We start from the raw sequence: 23046 nt of genomic DNA on the forward strand, positions 1-23046 counted from the left end.
TGGCGCAGATAATATCGAGATATTGACCAGCTATTTGACGCCATTTGGCAAGATTTAGCCATTTTTAACCCATTTAAATAACTATCGATTGAATTGAGGACACGCCCTAATCAAAGAGGATATGATTAAATTTCCTGACACATGAAAGCAGGCATTTATAAGGCCTCGATTTTTTATCAGTTTTAAAAGCGTACATTGCATAAGTGGTTAGTTATTAATAACTGACACCTAGAAAATCTACAACGTTAAGAGTAAATGATAATAAAACAAGGAGCAATATATGAAAGCAACTCTCAAAAGCTTACGCGAGACCAATGCTAATCCTGCGGTCAGTATTTTTGTCAAGACTCATCGTGAGCATCCTGCCAATGATCAAGATCCAATCGCCCTAAAAAACCAATTAAAAGTAGTCGAAGAACGCTTAACCAATGAATACGACAAGCGTATAGCGACCACGATTCTAGATAATATTCATGCCAAAACCAAAGAGCTAAATCATAACTTAAATCTCGATACTTTAGCTATTTTTGCCAGTACTGAAGATGTGCAAGTGATTCGTATGCCGATCGATACCACTGAGCGCGTTATGATTTCACATCGTTTTGCGACTCGAGATTTGGTGCGTGATATGGCAAGTGCGGTTCATTATTATACGGTAGTGCTAACCCGTGATGGTGCACGTTTAATCGAAGCATCTAATGATCGAGTCATTAGAGAGTTAGGTAAAGACGACGATGTGCAAAACAATATGGATAATATCCCGTTCCCAATCGAAAATAATGGCCTGTATACAACAGGAGATGGCGGCACAGATCGCTCGTCGAACAATGAGAGCAGCTATTTAAAAGAGTTCTTTAACCAAGTAGATAAGAGTGTGCAAGAGCTATGGGGCGAGCATAAAATGCCGCTCGTGGTCGTGGGCGATGCCAAAAATATCGGCTATTATAAAGAAGTATGCGACCGTCCAGATAACATCATTGCCACAGTATCAAATGCAACCAACTTAGAAGATGGCCATGCCCAGCATATCATCGACAGTGTACAAGAAGCAGTAGAAGGCTATCGTACGTCGCTACATCAAGCAGCCATGGGTGAGATTGATAAAGCTCGCGGTGCCAATATGTTACAAACTGACCTACAAGAAATCTATCGTAGCGCGTTCCAAGGGGTGGGTGAGACACTTTACGTGCGCCGCCGATATATCCAGTCTGCTAAAATTGATGAGCAAGCGCAAACATTGAGTATCGTAGATGATGCTACCACCGAAGGTGTCACTGATGATGCAGTAGGCGAAATCATTGAGCATGTCATTCACAATGGTGGTAAAGCGGTATTCTTACCAGAAGAAATCATGGGTGCAGATCAACCGATTGCTTTGGTAACCCGTTACTGATTTGCTAAGACACTCCATCAATGAGAGTTATGTATGAATTAGCCATTGATGGCGGATAGGTATAACATGGAAGCATTGGTTCTATACGAATCAATGCTTTTTTATGTTGATGTGTGTTTGACCCCACATTACTAAATATTTTTGCGATAAATTTTGAAGAAGCACTATCAATCCTTACTTTATAAATACTAAGTCTATGACTAATAAAATGAAAACTACGACCTCTTTTGTTCTAACCAGCTATAACATTCATAAAGGTATGTCGCCATTAAATCGACAAGTCAAAATGCAAGGTATTGCCCAAGCACTTGATATCGTTGGTTCCGACATACTATGTCTGCAAGAAGTGCAAGGTCAAAACCTGAAGCGAAACCTGCAATACAATGAATATCCTGATCAATCACAGCATGAGTGGTTCGGTGAGTATTTACAGCTACAGAATAGCTATGGCAAAAACTCAGAGTACGAGAATGGTCATCATGGCAATGCCGTATTGAGCCGTTTTCCTTTAGATCCAAAACACAATGTTAATATTACCGTCAATAAGCTAGAGCAGCGCGGCGTGTTGCATTGTGAAGTACAGCCGATAGGTTGGGAGAGACCGGTTGTGGTGCTGTGCGCGCATTTGAACTTGTTTGAGCGTGATCGTATCAAGCAATACGAAGCCATTACTAACTATATATGTCATGAAATTTCTGATGATCAGCCCCTGATTTTGGCAGGTGATTTTAATGATTGGAAAAAAATGTCCTGCGATAAGCTGGCCACTAGTCTAGGGATGACGGAAGCCTTTAAACACTGCCATGGTAAGCTGTTGCCAACATTCCCAGCCAAGTTACCTGTACTCAGTCTAGATCGCATTTATGTGCGAAATCTAAAGATAAAGGATGCGTGGGTACACACTGGTAAGCCTTGGTCGACGCTGTCGGATCATCTGCCAATCAGTGCAGAGTTGTCGCTGTTGTAAAATACATCTAAATCCGTTATAAAGTAGTCGTCAGTATGTTTTGAAATTAACGTTTTATTAAAACAATACCAATCAAAATAGTGGGTGCAAAAAACGCCCGATAATATATAAGGATATATAACGATGTCTAATAGCCAACTACTAACGACCCAACATGCTGTACTCATCAATGAGTTCGGTACACCTGAAGTGATGATTTACCAAGACAATGTCGCTGTGCCTGTATTAGAAGATAACCAAGTATTGGTCAAAGTCGCTTATGCTGGTATCAACCCTGTCGATTATAAAACACGTCAAGGAAAAGGTTGGGGTGCTGCCGCTATTCAAAAAGAAAAATTTGATAATAATGAGTCAGCTATTTTAGGTTTCGATGTATCAGGTGTGGTGGTCGATAGTAATAGCGAGCACTTCAATATTGGCGATCAAGTTGCTGCGCTGACTTTCAACGGTGGTGGTTATGCTGAGTATGTCGCAGTCGATGCCCAGCTACTGGCAAAAGTGCCAGAATCAGTGACATTGGAGCAAGCAGGTGCATTGCCTTGTATCGGACAGACGGCGATACAGTTTGTAGAGTTTGCAGATATTAAAGATGGTGAGCATGTAGTGATCAATGCACCAGCGGGCGGTGTCGGTCACTTGTTGATTCAGCTATTGATGAATAAAGTGGCTAAAAACAATATCAAAGTGACGGTTATTTGTTCACCAGAAAAATATGCCAAGCTTGGTGAATTGATAGATGTATCTAAGCTGGCTGGCTGGATTGACTATACCAAAGACAAGGCATTTCCTGAGTTAAAAGCCGATGTGCTACTGGATTTAGTCGGTAATGAAGCAGGTGTGCGAGCGCTTGACGTCATGAAGTCTGAAGGTAGTGTGTATGTGTTACCAACGATTTGGGTTGATAAGCTTAAAGAAGCAGGCAGCCAAAAGAGCTTAAATGTGGCGGGTTATAAGTCGCAGCGTAGTGGTGAGGACATGGCTCGAGTTTTACAGCTTGTTGCGGATGGTGCGTTGACGTTACGTATTCAGCAAACTTATCCATTGTCTGAGGTGGTTGCGGCTCACCATGAGCTACAAAAAGGCGATGCCTTTGGCAAGATTGTTTTGAAAGTAAGCTAAGATACGCTCTAAACTATATTCAATCTAAGGCGATAGTATTTGTCGAAACGTTAGGCTAATACGTCCCGCTGCAACGGTTTTAGTTTTTGTAATGGTGTGCTTCCAGAATTTTTGTGTATCACCATGCATGACTACTAACTGACCTGACTCAAGATGAAGTTCAACTTTATCTTGGGTTTTTTTATGCTTTAAAACAAATTTTCGTGTGGCACCAAGAGATAGTGAAGCAATAATTGGCTGAGCACCCAATTCCTTTTCATCATCTGCATGATAGCTCATACCATCAGTACCAGACGGATAATAATTGAGTAAACAAGAATTAAAAGTAGCATCGATGCCAATGGCTAATAGCTGCTGCTCGATGTATTGTTTCACGTGAAACACGAAGTTTGTCCATGGAATGGCGTGGCGCGACTGTCCAGAGTAGTGGTAAGTAGTATTGCTTCCACCCATCCAAACGATTTGACGTGTGGTGATATGAGTCCGTCCAAACAATGTCACGATATCAGATTGCCAAGGTAACTCATTTAATAAGCGATCATACAAAGTGTCGCAGTTCTCAACAACAACACCGAAGTCGTTCACATTACCCTCATAAGGCAATAGATTGTCAGTCGGTGTAGGAGAAAAAAGATCCGTCATAAATACGCTTATTTGCTACTCTGATAGTTCTCGTTGATAATTTGAGCGCATAATTCAGGCGCTTCCATCGGCAACAGATGACCATATTCTGATAGGGATATTATGCGATTGTCCGGTACGAATTTTCGCCACTGCTTACGCACTTTGTCATTGATAAACAAAGTAGGCTTGCCAGTAATCAGCGTATAAGGACATTTGAGCTGCTTGAGTGCGCTATCGATATGAGGGGCGCCAAAATAGTTGGCGAGCTCTTGCTCAGGTGCGAATATCAAGGTATAGCTGCTATCAGGATTTTTGATTAAGCTTTGTTCAGCGAATATCCGTAAGTGTGCATCACTGATACGTCGATAGGCACGTTGCTCACGCAAGTGCTCATAATAATCATCGATACTTGACCATATGGTTTGTTTGGCTAGCGTGCTTTTAAACGGCTCACGGTTTAGCAGAAGCTTACGTGGCAATAGGTTATATAGTCTGGCTTGTCTTTTAGTAAAGGTCACAGGCTCTATTAAATATAGCTGTGAAAACAGTTCCGGGCGTTTGGCCGCGGCGATTGCAGTGGAAGTTGCTCCTTGCGAGTGACCAATGCCAACGACGGGTTTGTCTTGTGTTCTTTCTAAGAATTCAATAAGTATCTCGGCATCTTGTTCGCGCGTTAGACGACGGCGTTGTGGTTTGTCATACCAGTAGCCGCGTAAGGCGAGGGATCTGATATCAAAGTTAGTTGCCAAAGCACCTAGTAGTGGCAAGTAGGTACCAACAGTGAAGCTATTGCCACCATAAAAGTGTGCCGGTACACGTGAGGCAGTGCTTGATGGTACCGACGGAGCAAGCCGACTAAGATTATAGTAGCGCGCTTGTTTTCCACTAATATTAATACTTTTTGCAAATGCTTTCATAAGGTAAACACCTCCTTGTGTCTGATTTTTAATGAGAATTAACCACTTTTAGCCCATTGAGATGACTATCGAGTGAATTGAAGACACGCCCTAGCTGTCTTCACCTAAGAAGCCACCACTTTGACGATGCCATAACCGTGCATAGACACCGTGTAGAGCCAATAGCTCATCATGACTGCCTTGCTCGATAATTCGACCTTTATCCATGACGACCAGTCGATCAAGTGCGGCAATGGTAGAGAGACGATGGGCAATGGCAATGACCGTTTTGCCAGTCATAATGTCATTCAGGCTTTCGGTAATGGCAAATTCAATCTCAGAGTCAAGTGCACTGGTTGCTTCGTCCAATAATAAAATCGGCGCGTTTTTTAGCATAACACGTGAGATGGCAATACGTTGACGTTGTCCGCCAGAGAGTTTGACACCACGTTCACCGACTTGGGTATCCAAACCGACATTGCCTTTGTCATCGTACAAATCTTTGATGAAGTCCCAAGCTTGGGCTTGCTTGGTAGCCGTAATGATTTCTTCATCGGTCGCATCAGGGCGGCCGTAAGCGATATTTTCGCGGACAGTCCGATGTAATAAAGAAGTGTCTTGGGTGACCATGCCGATTTGTTGGCGTAGAGACTCTTGGGTAACCGCATCGATCGCTTGACCATCGATCAGGATTTTACCGCTATCAACATCAAAAAAGCGTAATAGTAAATTTACCAATGTTGATTTACCCGCACCAGAGCGACCAACTAAGCCTATCTTCTCACCTGGCGCGATGTCCAAATAAAAGTTATCGAGAAGCTTGATAGTAGACGTTGCTGGTAACTTTGCTTCGTCTACATTTTTGCTTTCGATATTATCGGCATTGTTATTACTTTCATAGCTAAAATCTACATCATCGAAGACGATACGACCTTTAGATACATCTAGGGCGGGCGCGCTTGGCTGATCGACAATGGTTTGTGGGGCTGATAATGTGCGCATGCCATCTTGTACCGTACCGATACTTTCAAATAAACTCGCAGTTTGCCACATAATCCAACGTGTCAGACCATTCAAACGTAGCGCCATCGCAGTCGCAGCAGCAAACGCGCCCACACCGACGTCTCCTTGCTGCCAGAGATATAAACCAATACCAGCAGTACTACTGACCAAAATAACACTGATAAGATGAGTAGAGACTTCTAAATAGCTGACCCAGCGCATCTGTGCATGGACAGTGCCTAAAAACTGCCCCATGGCATTTTTAGCATAACCTAGCTCCCGGCGTGAATGGCTAAATAGCTTGACGGTCATGATATTGGCATAAGCATCAGTGATCCGTCCAACCATTAATGCACGAGCATCTGCCTGAACAATGGCAGTGTGTTTTAATTTGGGAATGAAGTACCAAATGCTAAGGGCAACCAGGACGAACCAGATGATAAATGGAATTAATAGCAAGCTGTCTAAGTTGAATAAAATAATACCTGAGGTAATAAAGTAGACAGAGACATACATGAACATGTCGGTAACGGTCATCACGGTATCACGGACAGCCAGTGCCGTTTGCATGACTTTTGCGGAGACGCGTCCTGAAAATTCATCCTGATAAAACTGCATTGACTGACCAAGCATACGCTGATGAAAACGCCAACGCATTTGCATCGGGAACACGCCTTGCAAGGTCTGAAAATGAATGAACGATGATAAGGCAATCCATAATGGGCTGACTATCATGACTGCTAGCATCATCAGCAGCATATCGCCTTTTTCTAACCATAAATTCTGCGGTGTATATACGCCGAGCCAGTCGACGATATTACCAATCCAAGCAAACAGCATCGCTTCATAAATACCAATACCTGCTGACAAAAGCATAAATAGCAGTAGCCAACCGCGTAGACCTTTGGTACACACCCATAGGAATTTGAGCATGCCATCACGAGGTGAAGGCAGCGGCATGGGGGAGTCAGGGAAAGCAGGCAGGCGAGTTTCAAAAAAGCGAAATAGAGTATTCATAGGTAGTCATAAAACATCAATAGCAGTACGCCAAAATCAACGATATCACCCGTTATTTTGAATCGTTACTTTAGTTATTAGGATTGCTCGCTATTTTAGCAAACTTCACAATTAGACCTGCATGCTAATTGTAATTTGAACGGTATAGGTCAATTAGTTATTAGGTCTTGTCCTCAATTCAATCTATAGCTACGCAAGAATATTTTGTTACATGTTATTATTCTACTCTTTTGGGCAGCTCAAATTTCATATGCAAACTTTCTGGTTTTTGAATTTTCTATTTTTTTGAACTTTCTGATTTTTCGAAAAGTAATCACGCAAAAATGGTCGTTTAACAAGGTAAAAGCTCATGGTGTACTTAACGATAGCGGTGTTTTGTAGCGTCGCTGTTTCAGTGTTATTAAAGATATTACGGCAAAAAAATATAGATATCCGTCAGACCATCGTTGCTGGTTATCCAGTGGCTTGTTTATTAACTTGGCTTTTGCTAAAACCAGATATAAGCGGGATGAGTACCCTTGGTAGCGCATGGGGTGTGATTGGCGCTCTCGGTATAATGCTACCTGCTGTGTTCATTATCCTTGGTCGGACAATCGAAGCAGTGGGTATGGTCGCGACCGATGCAGCACAGCGTCTATCATTAATTATTCCTATCGTGGCCTCTTTCTTATTGTTTGGTGAGCTGATCACGGGTACGCATATATTGGGATTGGCGTTAGGATTTCTGGCATTAGCAGCTTTGGTCTATCGTCCACAGCATGCTGAGATTAGTCAGCACGCTAAACGTACTCCACTTTGGTTGTTTGGCGTATGGGCGGGCTATGGCATCATTGATATCTTATTCAAGCAGGTTGCCAAACAAGGCACTGCTTTTCCACTCACGCTATTTGTCAGTTTTGGGTTAGCAGGTTTATTACTGCTGATTTATTTACTGGTTACTCGCGTGCGCTGGCAAGGAAATGCGCTTGCGGCAGGACTGTTATTAGGTACGCTTAATATGGGTAATATCTATGCCTATGTACGGGCCCATCAAGTAATGCATGACTCTCCCAGTATCGTCTTTACTGGTATGAATGTTGGCGTTATCGCAGTCGCCACTTTGATTGGTGTTGGGGTTTTTAAAGAGCATCTTAATCGTATTAATGTATTAGGTTTATTATTAGCGATTTGTTGTGTGGCGCTACTGTTTTTAGCATAAAAAGTTATTCTAAAGACGTGAGTGTGATGACGACTTTATGAAAGCGTTAACCGATCAGATATAGGCGTAAAGAGCGTCCTATGTTAAGGTTGTCTACAAACAGCAAGGCTGATATAAGTTGACAAAAAGCAGTTGGTTTTGTGACACTTGACCTCAATCAATAAAAATAGGATGCACTCTTAATGGAATACGAAAAACAATTACAGCGCGTAAAAACCAGTTCAGGTTTCATCGCAGCACTTGACCAAAGTGGCGGTAGCACACCAAAGGCGCTAGAAAACTATGGTGTCACAAGTGATGATTATGACAATGACGAAGCTATGTTCGACTTAGTCCATGAGATGCGTGCCCGTATGATGACTTGCACCGCTTTTGATAACGAGCGTGTCCTTGGCGCGATTTTATTTGAAGATACCATGGAGCGTGAGGTCAATGGCAAATCAACGGCCAACTATCTGTGGGAAGATAAGAATATCGTGCCATTTTTAAAAGTGGATAAAGGATTGGCTGAGCAAATGAGTGGCGTGCAAGTTATGAAGCCAATGCCGAACTTAGACCTATTATTAGACAAAGCAAAAAATTATCCTGTATTTGGTACTAAGATGCGCTCAGTCATTTACGAGCCAAATGTGGATGGTATCGAGCTAGTCGTACAGCAGCAGTTTGATGTCGCAAAGCAAATTATTTCAAAAGGTTTGATGCCAATTGTTGAGCCTGAAGTGGATATTAACAGTAGTAAAAAGCATGAATGCGAAGTCATACTCAAGACAAGTATTTTGCATAATCTGGATCGTTTGAACGACGAGCAGCAAGTCATGCTAAAACTGACATTGCCAGAGGAAGATAGTTTCTATCAAGAGCTGGTTGATCATCCAAAAGTATTAAAAGTCGTGGCGTTGTCGGGTGGTTATAGCCGTAGTGATGCTTGTGATAAGCTTAAGCGAAACCCAGGTATGATTGCGAGCTTCTCACGTGCCTTTACTGAAGGTTTGAGTAAGCAACAGAGTGATAGCGAGTTTGCTGAGACAATTAATGCTTCAATTGAAAAGATTTACGAGGCGTCGAAGGTTTAAAGTTAAAGATTGAAAGCGAATTTGTAGTCCCAGTAAATGCTATGTTTACTGGGATTTTTTTATAGTTTTTATTATCAATAAATAGTAAACTTGTGTTTGTTTTTAATAAAGCTTGGAGATATTATGTTTCGACTTACTATCATAGGGTTGTTGTTAATAAGTTGGACTGTTTCTAGCCAAGCTATGGAACCAGTCACCTATTCAGGAACTTGGGCAAGTGCTGCTTATTTCAATAAGAGTATTGATGTCATATCAGAATCGGTCGACATCAACGTTATAGAAGACGCTAATAATTATACGGTAACCTATGAGCTATATAATAATCATGAAGGTCTTCGGTTCCCATTAGTGCTCGAGGTGTTCGATGGTTTGGATAGTTTTGAGCAAAGTGGTGATTTCGAAATCTCTATAGATGGTCAATCAGTGCCTGTTGAGGTACTTGCCGAAGATGATACTGTGCTTGATACGGCTGACTTTTATTACTCACCTACAGATACAGACGGTCAAACGTTTAGAGCAGAGTCTAAATATATCAACGTAAATTTATCACAAGGGTTGCACACTGTCATAGCTACTTATGATGCCCATCCACACTATTATGGTAGTGATTGGACGGCAAGACATACCTATTCATATAGCTTAAAGCCTATGCAGCAGAGTGATACACAGAGCCAGCTATTTCAAGGTTCAACGGTCACTCTAAATTTTGATGGTAATACTGACCATGTCACTGTCAATATCGATAATGAAGAAGCGGCATTATCTGTGAATCAACCATTACATTTCAATGATAATCTTGCGAAAGAGATTGATTTTATTATTCAGAAACCACTGAGTCCATTGGCTAAGGTTTTAACGGCGGCCTCGCCATTTATAGCTTTTATTGCGTTGTTTGCGCTAGGTATATTACATTTACGCACGATGAGTAGACGTGAAGAAACTCAGCCTGAGAATCGTTGGGTGGTTATACTGACCGGCGGATTCCTAGTCCCTTTTCTTAGTTTGATAGCCTACTATATCTTTTTACTGGTAACGGACATAGTCATTGGTAAAGGTGCAACGGGAGAAAGTCGAGCTTTATTCTCTATTTGGGTCCTGCCATTAGGTTATATGGTGTTGACACCTATCTATCTGGTGATTAGCTTTGTGGCTTTTATAGAGATTAAAAGGAAGAATATAAAAAAAGCTTGAACCCATTGGTTGGATTCAAGCTTTTTAAGTTAATCAGTTTCTAGTAAGTAAAGCGCTACACCTCTTTATACAACTGACGTCCTTCACTATTATACTTTTCGGTCATTTCTGTCATACCTTTATGGATCTCATCCAAACTGGCCTCACCAACTTGACGAACCAGCTCAGTATCCACTTCTTTAATCAGATGACCTGCATCAGTCAGATCACCCGTTTGCGGGGTTACCTTTTTATCCGCGGCAGCCTTATCCAAACCCGCCGCATAATCCCGTACGTTTTGAGTTATTTTCATTGAGCAAAATTTAGGACCACACATCGAGCAAAAATGGGCAACTTTGTGCGCGTCTTTTGGGAGGGTCTCATCATGGAACTCACGTGCCGTGTCAGGGTCAAGCGCCAGATTAAATTGATCGTCCCAGCGGAATTCAAAACGGGCTTTGGATAACGCATTGTCACGAGACTGCGCACCTGGATGACCTTTAGCTAGATCAGCTGCGTGAGCCGCGATTTTGTAAGTAATGATGCCGTCTTTAACATCCTTTTTATTGGGTAGACCCAAATGCTCTTTTGGTGTGACATAGCAGAGCATGGCTGTACCAAACCAGCCAATCATCGCAGCCCCTATAGCACTGGTAATATGGTCATAGCCCGGCGCGATATCAGTCGTTAAAGGCCCTAACGTATAAAATGGCGCGTCAGCACACAGCTCAAGTTGCAAATCCATATTTTCTTTAATACGGTTCATGGCGACATGGCCTGGTCCTTCAACCATGACTTGCACATCGTGCTCCCATGCCACTTTGGTCAGCTCACCCAAGGTTTTGAGCTCGCTAAATTGCGCTTCGTCATTGGCATCTTGCAAGCAACCAGGGCGTAGGCCATCACCCAAACTAAAGGCCACATCGTAGGCTTTCATAATCTCACAGATGTCTTCAAAGTGCGTGTACAAGAAGCTCTCTTGTTGGTGCACCATACACCACTGCGCCATGATAGAGCCGCCGCGAGACACAATGCCTGTTAGGCGTCCGGCAGTCATCGGTACATAATCCAACAGCACACCTGCGTGAATGGTGAAGTAATCAACGCCTTGTTCGGCTTGCTCAATAAGAGTGTCGCGGAAGATTTCCCACGTGAGGTCTTCTGCCACGCCGTCGACTTTTTCTAATGCTTGATAAATCGGGACAGTACCAATCGGTACTGGCGAGTTACGAATCAACCATTCACGGGTTTCGTGAATATGGTTGCCAGTAGATAAATCCATGATGTTATCTGCACCCCAACGCGTAGCCCATGTCATTTTAGACACTTCTTCATCAATAGAAGAACCCAGTGCTGAATTACCGATATTGGCATTAATTTTTACCAAGAAATTACGTCCGATAATCATCGGTTCAGATTCTGGATGGTTGATGTTGTTTGGAATAATCGCGCGACCTGCCGCTACTTCGCTACGCACAAATTCAGGGGTGATAATTGTCGGAGTGTTAGCACCAAAGTTCTCACCATCGTGCTGACGCATATCGGTCAGCTCATGCTGCTTTTGCGTTTCGCGAATGGCGATATATTCCATTTCTGGGGTAATGATACCGCGACGTGCGTAGTACATTTGCGTGACGTTGCCAGCTTTGCCATCGACATTTTTGGCACGGCGAGGTTTATCAATATGAGCAAATCTAAGGTTGGCAGTACTGATATCGCGGGCGCGTGCCAGTCCGTATGAGCTAGATAAACCATTGAGCTGCTCAGTATCACCGCGCTCCGCAATCCAGCCTTCACGCAGTTTCGGCAAGCCTTTTGTCAAATCAATATCGACGTTGGGATCGGTATAAACACCTGATGTGTCATAGACATAAAATGGTGGGTTTTGCTCCCATTCACCTTCAGAAACGCCTTGCACAGGAGTAGGGTCAAGCGTTATTTCGCGCATGGGTACTTGAATATCAGGGCGTGAGCCTTCGATATAGACTTTACGAGAGGCGGGGAGTATGCGGTGCAAGTCGCGAGCATCTTCTTCGAATCGCGCATCACTTGCTGTGCGATGAGCTGGTGTTTTTAGCGCATCAGCTTTTTTATCGGCTTTACTGTTGGTCGTTTGCGCTGGCTCTGAAGCCAAAAGGGTATCGTCAGCTGGGATATGAATTTTGGCTGCTTGTGTATTGGAAGGGGCTGCTTGTACATTAGAAGTTGTCATATGCTGTCCTAGCGTGTTGGTTTTTGAATAAAAGCAACACCGCCAGTAGCTGCGGGGGTAGCATTTGTAATTTTGGCAAGTTCAGCTCATGAGCATCATTCGCGACTAAAACTGAGTGATATAGTCGTGAATGATACTCATCAAACGTTGGACGCAGCTTTGTATCAGTCTTCACTATTTAGTAGTACATCACGCACACTAAGATAGTAATGAAGATAAAAAGGCATTTCTGCACGTCCTTTGCTATAAATAACAAAGTGCTTAAGACTTCCCTGCGTCGGTACTAACCGCATCAGGTTCGGCGGGTGATCTCTCAGCGAATGTATTAGGGCGACTACTTTAATAAAGCGAGCCAATAATACACCGCACCCCGAGTCTGTCAGTGTTGTGAATCTTCTTCATACTAACAAAATTCTGCTATGAGGGCTAATGGTATTTGGCCATAGATATTCCAGTCTACATAGCAGATTTCAAATCTGTGATAAGCACAGAACATGAGCACCCTTCGATAAGCGCTCTTTAATTATTACTTAATAAATGCGCTGTAATAAGTAGGCGCATCTTTATTCTTCTAAGACTCCTTGAATTGCACATTTATTACAGCAAATGAAAGATTCATAAGGTTGTCATTAAACTGTCATAAAAACTTGGCAAGATAGCACGCATGTCACAAACAATGCTTTTTTGTATCGTTGTTAAACTTTAGGAGTCTTACATGCGTTATTCGTTATTAGCAGTGGCCGTTAGTTGTACATTAGTGCTTACGGCATGTAATAAATCGACTGAAACGGCAGAGTCAGCTGCTGATAGTAGCGCTGTCAGTACTGAGGCAACCACTCAGACAGCATCTTCTTCTACAACAGGTTTTAAATCTGCTGAGAATATCGCAATGAATATCACGGGTGCAGGCGCATCGTTCCCGCAGCCTATCTATGCCAAATGGTCTTATGACTACAATGGTGCGACTGGTGGTCAAGTCAATTATCAATCAATTGGCTCATCTGGTGGTATCAAACAAATTCAATCAAAAACTGTCGATTTCGGCGCTTCTGATGCACCGATGACGCCTGAAGAGTTAGACGAAGCAGGCTTGATTCAGTTTCCAACCGTTATCGGTGGTGTTGTACCTATCGTAAACATCGATGGTGTTGAGCCTGGTCAATTACAGTTAGACGGTACAACGTTAGCAGATATCTATTTGGGCAAAATCAGTAACTGGAATGATCCGGCTATCAAAGCAATGAACCCAGATTTGACCTTGCCTGATGCTGCTATTACTACCGTATTCCGCTCAGACGGTTCAGGCACAACCTTTAACTTCACTGATTACTTAGCCAAAGTTTCAACAGACTGGAAAGACAGTGTCGGCGTTGATAAGACTGTGAAATGGCCAACCTCTGCGACTGGTGCAGGCGGTAAAGGTAACGAAGGTGTATCAAGCTACGTAAACCGTATGAAAAACTCTATCGGTTACGTTGAGTATGCTTATGCCAAGCAAAACAAAATGTCACACACAGCGCTAAAAAATGCTGCGGGTAACTTCGTGCAACCTTCTGCAGAAACCTTTGCAGCAGCTGGTGATATCGACTGGTCACAGCAAGAAGGCTTCTATAAAGTTATTACCAACTCTGAGACTGAGCAAGCATGGCCAATCGCTGCTGCAACCTTTATCTTAGTACACAAGCAACCAGAAAATCCTCAGCAGGTTGCTGGCGTGTTGAACTTCTTTGATTGGGCCTATACCCAAGGCGATGATGATGCCATGGCACTAGATTACGTTCCATTCTCTGATACGGCTGTTGCCTTATTCAAAGCCAAATGGAATGACGTAAAAGGCAGTGATGGACAACCAGTCTACAAGCCAGCTCAGTAACGGTTATCTACTAAATACGCTTTATGAGTCACCCTTTCGAATAACTATTCTCCGGTAGTTATTTGAGAGGTTTTATCACAGTCAGTTTGATCCTAAGCTTGCTGTGATAAAACCCAATAAAGATTTCTAATATTTTGACTCAACCCTATTCAATGCTGAGACACTTATGAATGATTTAAGGTCCCAATTGGCTAAACAAAAACGTTACGATTTTTTGTTTGTTAATGCAACCAAAGCTTTTGCCATTCTTGTTCTAATGTCTTTAGGTGGTATTTTAGTTTCATTGATAGTCGGCGCATGGCCGAGCATTCAAGCATTTGGTTTGGGTTTTTATACCAGTAATAACTGGGATACAGTCGGCAATGAGTACGGTGCATTAGCGCCTATTTACGGCACGTTGGTGACGTCCTTTATCGCTATCTTAATTGCCGTTCCAGTCAGTTTTGGTATTGCCATATTTTTGACTGAGATGTGCCCAAAGTTCTTAAAAAAGCCCCTTGGTATCGCTATTGAGCTGTTGGCTGGTATCCCTTCTATCATTTACGGTATGTGGGGATTGTTTGTATTTGCCCCTTTCTTTGGTGATCACATTCAGCCATGGTTCATTGAGCACATTGGCCCACTGCCTATCATCGGTAAGTTGTTTGAGGGCGCGCCAATGGGTCTGGGTATGTTCACAGCATCCCTTGTACTTGCCATCATGATTATTCCGTTTATCGCAGCCACTATGCGTGATGTCTTTTCTGTCGTGCCCGACCTGCTGAAAGAGTCGGCTTATGGAATGGGTGCGACGACTTGGGAGGTCATGTTCAAGATTATCCTGCCATATACCAAAGCAGGTGTGGTAGGTGGTGTCATCTTGGGATTGGGTCGTGCATTGGGCGAGACCATGGCAGTGACCTTCTTGATTGGTAACGCCTTTAATATCAGTCCAAGTCTGTTTACGTCAGGCGTTACGATTACGTCAGCCTTGGCCAATGAATTTGCAGAAGCGTCGAGTGAGCTACATTTGGCTTCCTTACTACATCTGGGCTTAATCTTGTTTGTCATTACCTTCATCGTGCTATCGCTTGCTAAGCTGATGCTCATGAGTATGGATAAAAAAGCAGGCAACTGATCGTCTCCAAACGGATTGATTAGACCTTGATAGATATTGATAAAAGATATGGGAACTAAATATTATGCCTGCTAACAATGCAACTAACGCAATCAATGCACCGTCACCGCTGAACACTGGCTTTGAAGGGCGTTATAACAGAAGCTTATATAACAAGCGCCGCTGGGCCAATAAATTGGGTCTAGGGTTCGCTATGGCTGCGATGGTTTTTGGTTTGTTTTGGCTGTTTTGGATTTTGCTTACGCTTTTAGTGGAAGGTTTTCAGGGCATGGTACAACTGCCTATCTTTACTGCTGATACGCCACCGCCTATGAGTGCTGGCGGGTTACGCAACGCGATTGTCGGTTCAGTCATGTTAGCGTTTTCAGGGTTGTTTATCGGGGCACCTATCGGACTGATGACAGGTATTTATTTATCTGAGTTTTCTCAAGGTAGCATGCTTGGTAAAGTCACACGATTCTTAAATGATATTTTGTTATCGGCACCATCTATTGTCATCGGCCTGTTTATTTATGCGCTTATGGTAAAAGGTCAAAGTTTCTCTGGTTGGGCGGGCGCATTGGCATTGGCATTGATTGTCATCCCTGTGGTCGTGCGTACGACTGAGAATATGCTGAATCTGGTTCCTAATAGCATTCGTGAAGCAGCCTATGCATTGGGTACGCCTAAGTGGAAGATGGTTACGCAAGTAACGATCAAAGCTGCTAGAGCCGGACTTACGACTGGGGTGTTATTGGCCTTTGCGAGAATCACAGGTGAGACGGCACCATTGCTATTTACCGCGCTGAACAACCAGTATTTCAGCACTGATATGGGTCAACCTCTTGCCAACTTACCAAATACGATCTACCAGTTTGCGATGAGTCCTTATGACAACTGGCATACTTTAGCGTGGGCAGCGGCGCTCCTTATTACTACTTCTGTCTTGGTACTCAATATTTTGGCGAGATTCATTGGTAGTAGAGGTCAGGTCAAATAAAGCCTGATGTCAGATGACACAGCACTAAGATACTAAGATACCAAGATACCAAGATACCAAGATACCAAGATACCAAGCATTTACTCACACTTATACGAAATCAATTAAGCTAGGTTGGATAATATTATGAATGATGTCGCAAGCAAAACACGCACCAAAAGCACGGTTGATACATTCAATACGACAACTGGCAATTTATTGAATCGTTCCATGTCTACGAGTACACAAATGCAGCAACCTGATATTGCCAGCCTGACCAAACAAACCCTTCATGATCTCCCGCAAAATATGCCGCAGGCAAAAATGCAGATTCGTGATTTAAATTTTTATTATGGTGATTTCCAAGCACTGAAAAATATCAATATCGATATCCCTGATAAAAAAGTAACCGCTTTTATCGGTCCTTCAGGCTGCGGAAAGTCTACGCTACTACGTACCTTCAACCGTATGTATGACTTGTATCCAGGTATGCGTGCCGAGGGTAGTATCAACCTTGATGGCAATAACATATTGGGGAAAGACGTCGATGTGAACCTGCTACGAGCCCAAGTCGGCATGGTCTTTCAAAAGCCAACCCCATTCCCAATGTCGATTTATGACAATGTCGCTTTTGGAGTACGCCTTTATGAACGACTGAGCAAGGCTGAGTTAGACAATCGCGTGGAATGGGCACTAAAAAAATCAGCATTATGGCCAGAAGTAAAAGACAAATTGAAGGCATCTGGATTGTCTTTATCAGGTGGTCAGCAGCAACGCTTATGTATCGCACGCAGCGTCGCCACTAAGCCGGAAGTACTGTTGCTTGATGAGCCGACATCCGCGTTAGATCCTATCTCGACGGGTGCGATTGAAGACTTGATTGAAGATCTAAAAAATGACTATACCATTGCTATCGTCACTCACAACATGCAACAAGCAGCACGTGTATCTGATTACACCGTCTATATGTATTTAGGCGATATGATTGAGATGGGTGAGACGGATCAAGTATTTACTAAGCCTGCTCAGAAAGCGACAGAAGACTATATTACAGGTCGTTATGGCTAACACTGAGCATCAATAAGTGAAAAATGCTCGATACGTTTAATAGTGTTTCGTGAGCCAATTCGTTTAACCTAAAAATCTCATCGCGCTATTAATACATGGATTTCAGGGAATACCTCTTATGCAAAGTGATAAGCATATCTCTAAAAGTTTTGATCAAGATCTTGACGAAGCCATTCGGTTGTTTCTATACATGGGTGATAGGGCCGCTGATCAAGTGGCCCAAGCCATTCATGCGCTCATCGATAAAAATGAGACGTTGGCGCAAGAGGTCATCGATCTGGATTTTGAAATCAATCGAATGGAAGTAGAGTTGGATGAACATATTCTATTATTGGTCGCAAAACGTCAGCCCGCTGCCAGTGATTTACGTTTGGTCATGTCTATCAGTAAAGGTGTGGTTGATTTAGAACGCATTGGTGATGAAGCCGTAAAAATCGCCCAAATGGCAAATAAAATCGCTGCGCAAGGCAAGCTATCGTATGGCTATTCAGAAGTTCAACACCTAAGCAATCAAGTTCGCCTCATGCTACACAATGCATTAGAGGCTTTTAGTCAGTCGAATGCTGAGCAAGCGTTTGAGGTTATGCGTAATGATAATGTGGTCAACGATGAGTACCAATCGGCTATTCGCGCGTTGATGACCTATATCATGGAAGACTCGCGCCATGTCTCAAAAGTGATCAATATTATGTGGGTATTGCGCGCGCTCGAGCGTATTGGCGATCACGCACAAAATGTTGCTGAGCTAGTGATTAACTATATCAGTGGTCAAGATGTTCGTCATTCTGACTATGCACTGGTCGAGAAAGCCGTACAAGAAGCCAATGTTCGTATGGCAGCACGCCAAGTCAACACAACATCAGCCACAATGTCAGCTTCTGACAGTGATTCATCAGACAATGATGAATAGTAAAAACTATTCATTTAGTATTTGATTGTTAAAAAAACGCGCTATATAAAATAGCGCGTTTTTTGATGATTATCAGAAAGTGAGGCACGACTAGCTTTCTGGTGTCCAACCCTGTGCACGTTCATAGTCTTCATTGTCTAAAAACTTATCACGTTGTTCGGTTAAGAATTTTTTGGCGGCAGGATCCATCATGCTTAAATGGTTTTCGTTGATCAGCATGGTTTGATGTTCGATCCATTCTTTCCACGCTTTGTCAGATACGGTTTCTTGCAGCTCTTGACCTTTCTTATTAGGAAAAGGCGGGTGTGGCATCTTTGGCAAATCTTGCTTATATTTACGGCAAAATACAGTATTGGCTTGAGGGTTAAAAGTCTCAGTCATAAGGCGTTCCTTATTATGTATGGATCTTTATAAATATATTTTAAATGACGTTACCTGCTTATGGTAACAAAAACACCCGCCTAAGTAGCGGGTGTTTTTCAATTATTAGAGTAATAAACTACTTGGTTATAGAGTCGCTTTTAAGCAAAAACTTTCAAACGAGCACGACCATTGATTACGGCCTTTTTTACTTGATTCGGCGCAGTGCCACCTAAATGGTCACGGGCTGCTAATGAGCCTTCTAGCGTTAGATAATCAAAGACATCTTCACCGATAGCATCGCTAAACTGCTGTAGCTGTGCCAATGATAAATCACTCAAATCAACGCCTTCTTTGATACCCAAAGCAACGGCATTACCAACCACTTCATGGGCATCACGGAACGCAACACCTTGGCGTACCAGATAATCTGCAAGGTCAGTGGCAGTCGCATAGCCTTTCATGGTGGCAGCACGCATGTTTTCTTTATTAGGCGTGATGTTAGGTAGCATATCACCAAAAGCCAATAAACAGCCGGTAAGGGTATCGACGCAATCGAAAAGTGGCTCTTTGTCTTCTTGATTGTCTTTGTTATAGGCCAGTGGCTGACTCTTCATCAGGCTAAGCAGAGTCATTAGCTGACCAAAGACACGTGCTGCTTTACCGCGGACCAATTCAGGTACATCAGGGTTTTTCTTCTGCGGCATGATAGATGAGCCAGTACAGAAGCGATCTGGAATCTGCACGAAGTTAAACTGTGCTGACATCCAAAGAATAATCTCTTCACTCATGCGTGACATATGCATCATAAGAATAGACGCGGCAGAGGTAAACTCAATGGCAAAATCACGATCAGAAACGGCATCTAAAGAGTTTTGGCAGATACCTTCGAAACCAAGCAGTTCAGCAGTAATCGTACGATCGATTGGGAACGTTGTGCCAGCGAGCGCTGCGCTGCCAAGTGGCATCTGATTGATACGGCGGCGCGCATCGACTAAACGTTCAGTATCGCGATACAACATCTCAAACCATGCCATCACGTGATGACCAAAGCTGACGGGCTGTGCCGTTTGCAAATGGGTAAAGCCTGGCATGATGGTATCGGTATGTTGCTCAGCTAAATCCAACAAGCCACTTTGCAAGCGTACCAGTAGAGCGATGATGTTATCCGTCTCTTCACGTAACCAAAGACGAATATCGGTAGCTACCTGATCGTTACGGCTACGGCCAGTATGGAGCTTTTTACCAACCGCACCTATAATGTCAGTCAGACGTGATTCGACGTTCATGTGTACGTCTTCAAGCGCGATTGACCAGTTAAACTCACCGGCTTCAATCTCACGCAGCACTTGCTGCAGGCCATCGATGATAGTGGCTACTTCGGCAGCAGTTAGAATGTCACATTCTTTGAGCATCGTCGCATGAGCGATTGAGCCCTGAATATCGTGACGCGCAAAACGTTGGTCGAAGCCGACGGATGCGGTAAAGGCAGCAACGAAGCTGTCGGTTGCTTCACTAAAGCGACCGCCCCACATTTGCTGACCCTGACTGCTTGTAGGGCTGTTATTTGTTGTAGAGGCATCTGTGCTAGAATCAGAGACAGATGCAGTTACATTTGATTCGGGATTACTAAGGTTTGAAGAATTGGCGTTCATATCGGTACAAGACAAGTCAAGAGAATAAGAACTCGAGTATAGCAAAGGATGAGGTAGCCTTGCTAGCGGAGCGCTTAGAGTTTTTTATGCCCAAGCTCATGGATGTCATGAAAGTTTGGCAGTGGCTGTTGTATGTCTTTTTTTGGTCGATATTCGTAACGGTGACGCATCGTTACGAGATCGCCACTTGGGCAGATTTTTTGATGCAACTCTCGAGCAGGTTACTCCAAAATATTTTGAGCATCATGCCATCGCTGTATATCATTGACTATCTGCGCGATATCTTTAAAAGTATGAGCATCCCCAAAGTTACGGTATATGTAGTCAGTATACTAATGACTACCTATGCCATTTCAATGACGCTAATCAGTCTTATTATGATTAATATGGGTTGGGTCGAGTACAATCATCAGACGTTCATTCCAGATATATTAATTGATACCGTGAGTGCCGGTGGTTTTGCCTTGATATTTTTGCTGTATTTCTTACGCCGCTATCGTGAGATGAATGCCCTTAAGCAGTCATTTGAGCACAAGTTGAGTGCCCAAAACGATATCATCAAAGCGCGTCTTTCCCCGCATTTTTTCTTTAATACCATCAACACACTTGTGTCACTTATCGAATCCAACCCACCACGAGCTGCTGCCTTGCTACAGAACGTTTCCGCATTATTCCGTGCCAGCTTTAATGGGGCGCGCGAGATTAGCTTCGAAGAAGAGATCGCTCTATGTGAGCATTATTTGGCGATTGAAGCTAGCCGTTTGGCAGATAAGCTTGAGGTGACATGGGATCTACCTGACGAAGATGTGATGTATGACATGGTTATCAATGCCTTAACCCTGCAGAGTATATTGGAACGAATGCTGCTAAATGTGGTTGAGATGACCACTGAAATTATTTGTATCAATATTAAAGTAACGTGGCAGCAGCATCAGGTTATGATTGTAATTGGTGTCGACCTTCCCAAAAGAACCTTAATCATTAATCATGATTTACGCCAAAACATGAGTTTTTATGTTCAAGCTGAGCGTTTACGTTCCTATTTCGGTCAAAGTGCTGATATTAAAAGCACAGTGACCAACACCCAAATTATTACTGTTATTGACTATCCGCTACAAGACGTCAGTCTATGATGATTTTTTCATTACTTATTTTTTATTTTTCTTATAAATAAATAACCGTGGCATACATATTGCATCGTATATCTATATTATTGTTTTACTTTGTATTTAGTAGTGATTAAGAATCATTATTATTGATGGTGAATAAATAAACATGAAAAACGAGATACAAAAAATAGCCTCGTATTAAATTTATTATTAGCCCTGATTTATCGGTTATTATAGAATTTTTTATTTGTGGTTTTATTAAATATTTTTATGCTAAGCGAATGGTAATGAGTGATAGTATGTTTGTAATGTCTATTGAAAGTATTAAGTTTGTCCAGGGATGGGAGTTTGCATGCGTATTGTAGTTTGTGATGATGAACCGCTAGCGCGTGAGCGTTTGGTCCGAATTGTACAAGAGTCAGGTCATCAAGTGGTCGCTCAAGCAACAACAGGTAAAGAAGCCATTATGGCTGTCAAAACTCAGCAGCCAGATATCATATTGTTAGACATCCGTATGCCTGAAATGGATGGTGTACGCTGTGCTCAAGAGCTTTCGCAACTTGATCACCCACCGGCGATTATATTTGTCACCGCTTATGACCATTATGCAATTGCTGCCTTAAAAGCCAATGCAATTGGCTACTTGTTGAAGCCTGCGAATAAAGATGAGCTACTAGAAGCACTGAATAAAGCAACAAATCTAAATGCTGCTCAGTTAAATGAAATTCGTAAACTAGAAGATCCCACCGCACGGCCAGTACGCGAACATATCGCTGCTCGTACTCACCGAGGTGTGGAGCTCATTAAGCTTAAAGATATTTACTATTTTACGGCTGATCAGAAGTATGTCAAAGTACGCCATAAAGATGGCATTGTACTCATTGATGAAACGCTAAAAGAGCTTGAGCAAGAGTTTGAAGATCGGCTGTTTCGCGTGCATCGTAACGCAATTATCAATCTCAGCTTTTTAGATTACTTAGAGACGTTAGATGCAGGGCAGTATCAGATACGTTTCAAGGGTATTGATGAGACGCTAGCCGTTAGTCGTCGCCACTTGCCCGCACTACGTGACAAAATTCAAAGTATGTAACTTAACACATGTAACTTGCTGTTTTAATAGCGAAATAATCATCCCATATCATCAAACCCTTATTTATGCTTAAATAGGGGTATTTTTTTGCGTCAGTATTCACTATAACAGGTGTATAGCGTTCGTTTTCTGAGGCAATTTTCCGCATTGTTTAGTACGGGTGTCATGCTATAAAGATATTATGCCGTACAGATACGAGCAGCTCTGACAGCACAGCCCAACATTACAGCACCAA

At 42.8% G+C, this 23046-nt stretch carries 19 protein-coding genes and 1 riboswitch; of the genes, 13 read left to right on the forward strand and 6 right to left on the reverse strand.

The annotated features are described in order from the left end of the window. Positions 1-280: 280 nt before the first annotated feature. From I6E83_RS00830 to I6E83_RS00840, 3 genes are all read left to right on the forward strand, one after another. Positions 281-1393, forward strand: coding sequence for a hypothetical protein (locus I6E83_RS00830; RefSeq protein ID WP_197099593.1), 1113 nt, complete (start codon positions 281-283; stop codon positions 1391-1393). A 208-nt stretch (positions 1394-1601) separates the two neighbouring features. Next, positions 1602-2360: an endonuclease/exonuclease/phosphatase family protein gene (locus I6E83_RS00835; RefSeq protein ID WP_197099595.1), complete on the forward strand. Its 759-nt coding sequence runs from the start codon at positions 1602-1604 to the stop codon at positions 2358-2360. 123 nt (positions 2361-2483) lie between these two features. Next, positions 2484-3479 (forward strand): NADP-dependent oxidoreductase, encoded by a 996-nt coding sequence (locus tag I6E83_RS00840; protein ID WP_197099597.1) that lies wholly within the window; start codon positions 2484-2486, stop codon positions 3477-3479. A 24-nt stretch (positions 3480-3503) separates the two neighbouring features. Here the strand turns inward: I6E83_RS00840 and I6E83_RS00845 are convergent, their stop codons facing one another. The 3 genes from I6E83_RS00845 to I6E83_RS00855 all read right to left on the reverse strand — a co-directional run bounded on the left by I6E83_RS00845 (position 3504) and on the right by I6E83_RS00855 (position 7018). Continuing rightward, entirely contained in the window at positions 3504-4121 is a 618-nt protein-coding gene (locus I6E83_RS00845) for an alpha-ketoglutarate-dependent dioxygenase AlkB family protein (protein WP_197099598.1), read from the reverse strand. 8 nt (positions 4122-4129) lie between these two features. Continuing rightward, the gene (locus I6E83_RS00850; protein ID WP_197099599.1) at positions 4130-5020 is read right to left on the reverse strand and encodes an alpha/beta fold hydrolase; all 891 of its coding nucleotides are present in this window, start codon (positions 5018-5020) and stop codon (positions 4130-4132) included. Between the two features lie 90 nt (positions 5021-5110). After that, positions 5111-7018, reverse strand: coding sequence for an ABC transporter ATP-binding protein (locus I6E83_RS00855; RefSeq protein WP_197099600.1), 1908 nt, complete (start codon positions 7016-7018; stop codon positions 5111-5113). A 349-nt stretch (positions 7019-7367) separates the two neighbouring features. On the opposite strand from I6E83_RS00855, the gene I6E83_RS00860 reads away from it, so the two are divergent. The 3 genes from I6E83_RS00860 (at position 7368) to I6E83_RS00870 (ending at position 10480) form a co-directional block, all read left to right on the forward strand. Further along, positions 7368-8216: an EamA/RhaT family transporter gene (locus I6E83_RS00860; protein ID WP_197099601.1), complete on the forward strand. Its 849-nt coding sequence runs from the start codon at positions 7368-7370 to the stop codon at positions 8214-8216. Between the two features lie 182 nt (positions 8217-8398). Then, on the forward strand, positions 8399-9289 hold the full coding sequence (locus I6E83_RS00865) for a fructose bisphosphate aldolase (RefSeq protein ID WP_197099602.1): 891 nt from the start codon (positions 8399-8401) through the stop codon (positions 9287-9289). A gap of 123 nt (positions 9290-9412) precedes the next feature. Further along, positions 9413-10480 (forward strand): hypothetical protein, encoded by a 1068-nt coding sequence (locus I6E83_RS00870; RefSeq protein ID WP_197099603.1) that lies wholly within the window; start codon positions 9413-9415, stop codon positions 10478-10480. 55 nt (positions 10481-10535) lie between these two features. On the opposite strand, the gene thiC is transcribed toward I6E83_RS00870, so the two are convergent. Beyond that, positions 10536-12671, reverse strand: coding sequence for a phosphomethylpyrimidine synthase ThiC (gene thiC, locus I6E83_RS00875; protein WP_227680756.1), 2136 nt, complete (start codon positions 12669-12671; stop codon positions 10536-10538). A 252-nt stretch (positions 12672-12923) separates the two neighbouring features. Beyond that, positions 12924-13054, reverse strand: a riboswitch (TPP riboswitch). Positions 13055-13386: 332 nt separating this feature from the next. Between thiC and pstS the strand changes: the two genes are divergently transcribed. The 5 genes from pstS to phoU all read left to right on the forward strand — a co-directional run bounded on the left by pstS (position 13387) and on the right by phoU (position 18597). Then, on the forward strand, positions 13387-14544 hold the full coding sequence (gene pstS / locus I6E83_RS00880) for a phosphate ABC transporter substrate-binding protein PstS (protein WP_197099604.1): 1158 nt from the start codon (positions 13387-13389) through the stop codon (positions 14542-14544). Positions 14545-14710: 166 nt separating this feature from the next. Then, positions 14711-15661, forward strand: coding sequence for a phosphate ABC transporter permease subunit PstC (pstC, locus tag I6E83_RS00885; protein WP_197099605.1), 951 nt, complete (start codon positions 14711-14713; stop codon positions 15659-15661). Between the two features lie 64 nt (positions 15662-15725). Beyond that, positions 15726-16640 (forward strand): phosphate ABC transporter permease PstA, encoded by a 915-nt coding sequence (gene pstA / locus I6E83_RS00890; RefSeq protein WP_197099606.1) that lies wholly within the window; start codon positions 15726-15728, stop codon positions 16638-16640. A 288-nt stretch (positions 16641-16928) separates the two neighbouring features. Further along, positions 16929-17687, forward strand: coding sequence for a phosphate ABC transporter ATP-binding protein PstB (gene pstB, locus I6E83_RS00895; RefSeq protein ID WP_227680781.1), 759 nt, complete (start codon positions 16929-16931; stop codon positions 17685-17687). Positions 17688-17805: 118 nt separating this feature from the next. Then, complete coding sequence (gene phoU / locus I6E83_RS00900; RefSeq protein WP_197099608.1) at positions 17806-18597, forward strand: phosphate signaling complex protein PhoU; 792 nt, start codon at positions 17806-17808, stop codon at positions 18595-18597. 90 nt (positions 18598-18687) lie between these two features. Here the strand turns inward: phoU and I6E83_RS00905 are convergent, their stop codons facing one another. Next, positions 18688-18978 (reverse strand): oxidative damage protection protein, encoded by a 291-nt coding sequence (locus I6E83_RS00905; protein WP_110922046.1) that lies wholly within the window; start codon positions 18976-18978, stop codon positions 18688-18690. Positions 18979-19118: 140 nt separating this feature from the next. Further along, entirely contained in the window at positions 19119-20492 is a 1374-nt protein-coding gene (argH, locus tag I6E83_RS00910) for an argininosuccinate lyase (protein WP_197099883.1), read from the reverse strand. A gap of 206 nt (positions 20493-20698) precedes the next feature. Here argH and I6E83_RS00915 point away from each other — a divergent pair, with 206 nt between their 5' ends. Then, positions 20699-21745, forward strand: a complete 1047-nt coding sequence (locus tag I6E83_RS00915; protein ID WP_227680757.1) for a histidine kinase — start codon at positions 20699-20701, stop codon at positions 21743-21745. Positions 21746-22073: 328 nt separating this feature from the next. Further along, entirely contained in the window at positions 22074-22811 is a 738-nt protein-coding gene (locus tag I6E83_RS00920; protein WP_197099610.1) for a LytR/AlgR family response regulator transcription factor, read from the forward strand. Positions 22812-23046: the final 235 nt, after the last annotated feature.

Source organism: Psychrobacter sp. SZ93C1 (assembly GCF_015864635.1).
GTDB lineage: Bacteria > Pseudomonadota > Gammaproteobacteria > Pseudomonadales > Moraxellaceae > Psychrobacter > Psychrobacter fozii.

Coding starts and splice junctions, on each gene's coding strand:
- I6E83_RS00850 (WP_197099599.1), bottom strand. CDS start 5,020: ATGAAAGCATTTGCAAAAAGTATTAATATTAGTGGAAAACAAGCGCGC.
- I6E83_RS00915 (WP_227680757.1), top strand. CDS start 20,699: ATGCCCAAGCTCATGGATGTCATGAAAGTTTGGCAGTGGCTGTTGTAT.
- I6E83_RS00860 (WP_197099601.1), top strand. CDS start 7,368: ATGGTGTACTTAACGATAGCGGTGTTTTGTAGCGTCGCTGTTTCAGTG.
- pstB (WP_227680781.1), top strand. CDS start 16,929: ATGCCGCAGGCAAAAATGCAGATTCGTGATTTAAATTTTTATTATGGT.
- I6E83_RS00870 (WP_197099603.1), top strand. CDS start 9,413: ATGTTTCGACTTACTATCATAGGGTTGTTGTTAATAAGTTGGACTGTT.
- pstS (WP_197099604.1), top strand. CDS start 13,387: ATGCGTTATTCGTTATTAGCAGTGGCCGTTAGTTGTACATTAGTGCTT.
- I6E83_RS00830 (WP_197099593.1), top strand. CDS start 281: ATGAAAGCAACTCTCAAAAGCTTACGCGAGACCAATGCTAATCCTGCG.
- I6E83_RS00845 (WP_197099598.1), bottom strand. CDS start 4,121: ATGACGGATCTTTTTTCTCCTACACCGACTGACAATCTATTGCCTTAT.
- pstA (WP_197099606.1), top strand. CDS start 15,726: ATGCCTGCTAACAATGCAACTAACGCAATCAATGCACCGTCACCGCTG.
- thiC (WP_227680756.1), bottom strand. CDS start 12,671: ATGACAACTTCTAATGTACAAGCAGCCCCTTCCAATACACAAGCAGCC.
- I6E83_RS00835 (WP_197099595.1), top strand. CDS start 1,602: ATGAAAACTACGACCTCTTTTGTTCTAACCAGCTATAACATTCATAAA.
- I6E83_RS00920 (WP_197099610.1), top strand. CDS start 22,074: ATGCGTATTGTAGTTTGTGATGATGAACCGCTAGCGCGTGAGCGTTTG.
- argH (WP_197099883.1), bottom strand. CDS start 20,492: ATGTGGGGCGGTCGCTTTAGTGAAGCAACCGACAGCTTCGTTGCTGCC.
- pstC (WP_197099605.1), top strand. CDS start 14,711: ATGAATGATTTAAGGTCCCAATTGGCTAAACAAAAACGTTACGATTTT.
- phoU (WP_197099608.1), top strand. CDS start 17,806: ATGCAAAGTGATAAGCATATCTCTAAAAGTTTTGATCAAGATCTTGAC.
- I6E83_RS00840 (WP_197099597.1), top strand. CDS start 2,484: ATGTCTAATAGCCAACTACTAACGACCCAACATGCTGTACTCATCAAT.
- I6E83_RS00905 (WP_110922046.1), bottom strand. CDS start 18,978: ATGACTGAGACTTTTAACCCTCAAGCCAATACTGTATTTTGCCGTAAA.
- I6E83_RS00855 (WP_197099600.1), bottom strand. CDS start 7,018: ATGAATACTCTATTTCGCTTTTTTGAAACTCGCCTGCCTGCTTTCCCT.
- I6E83_RS00865 (WP_197099602.1), top strand. CDS start 8,399: ATGGAATACGAAAAACAATTACAGCGCGTAAAAACCAGTTCAGGTTTC.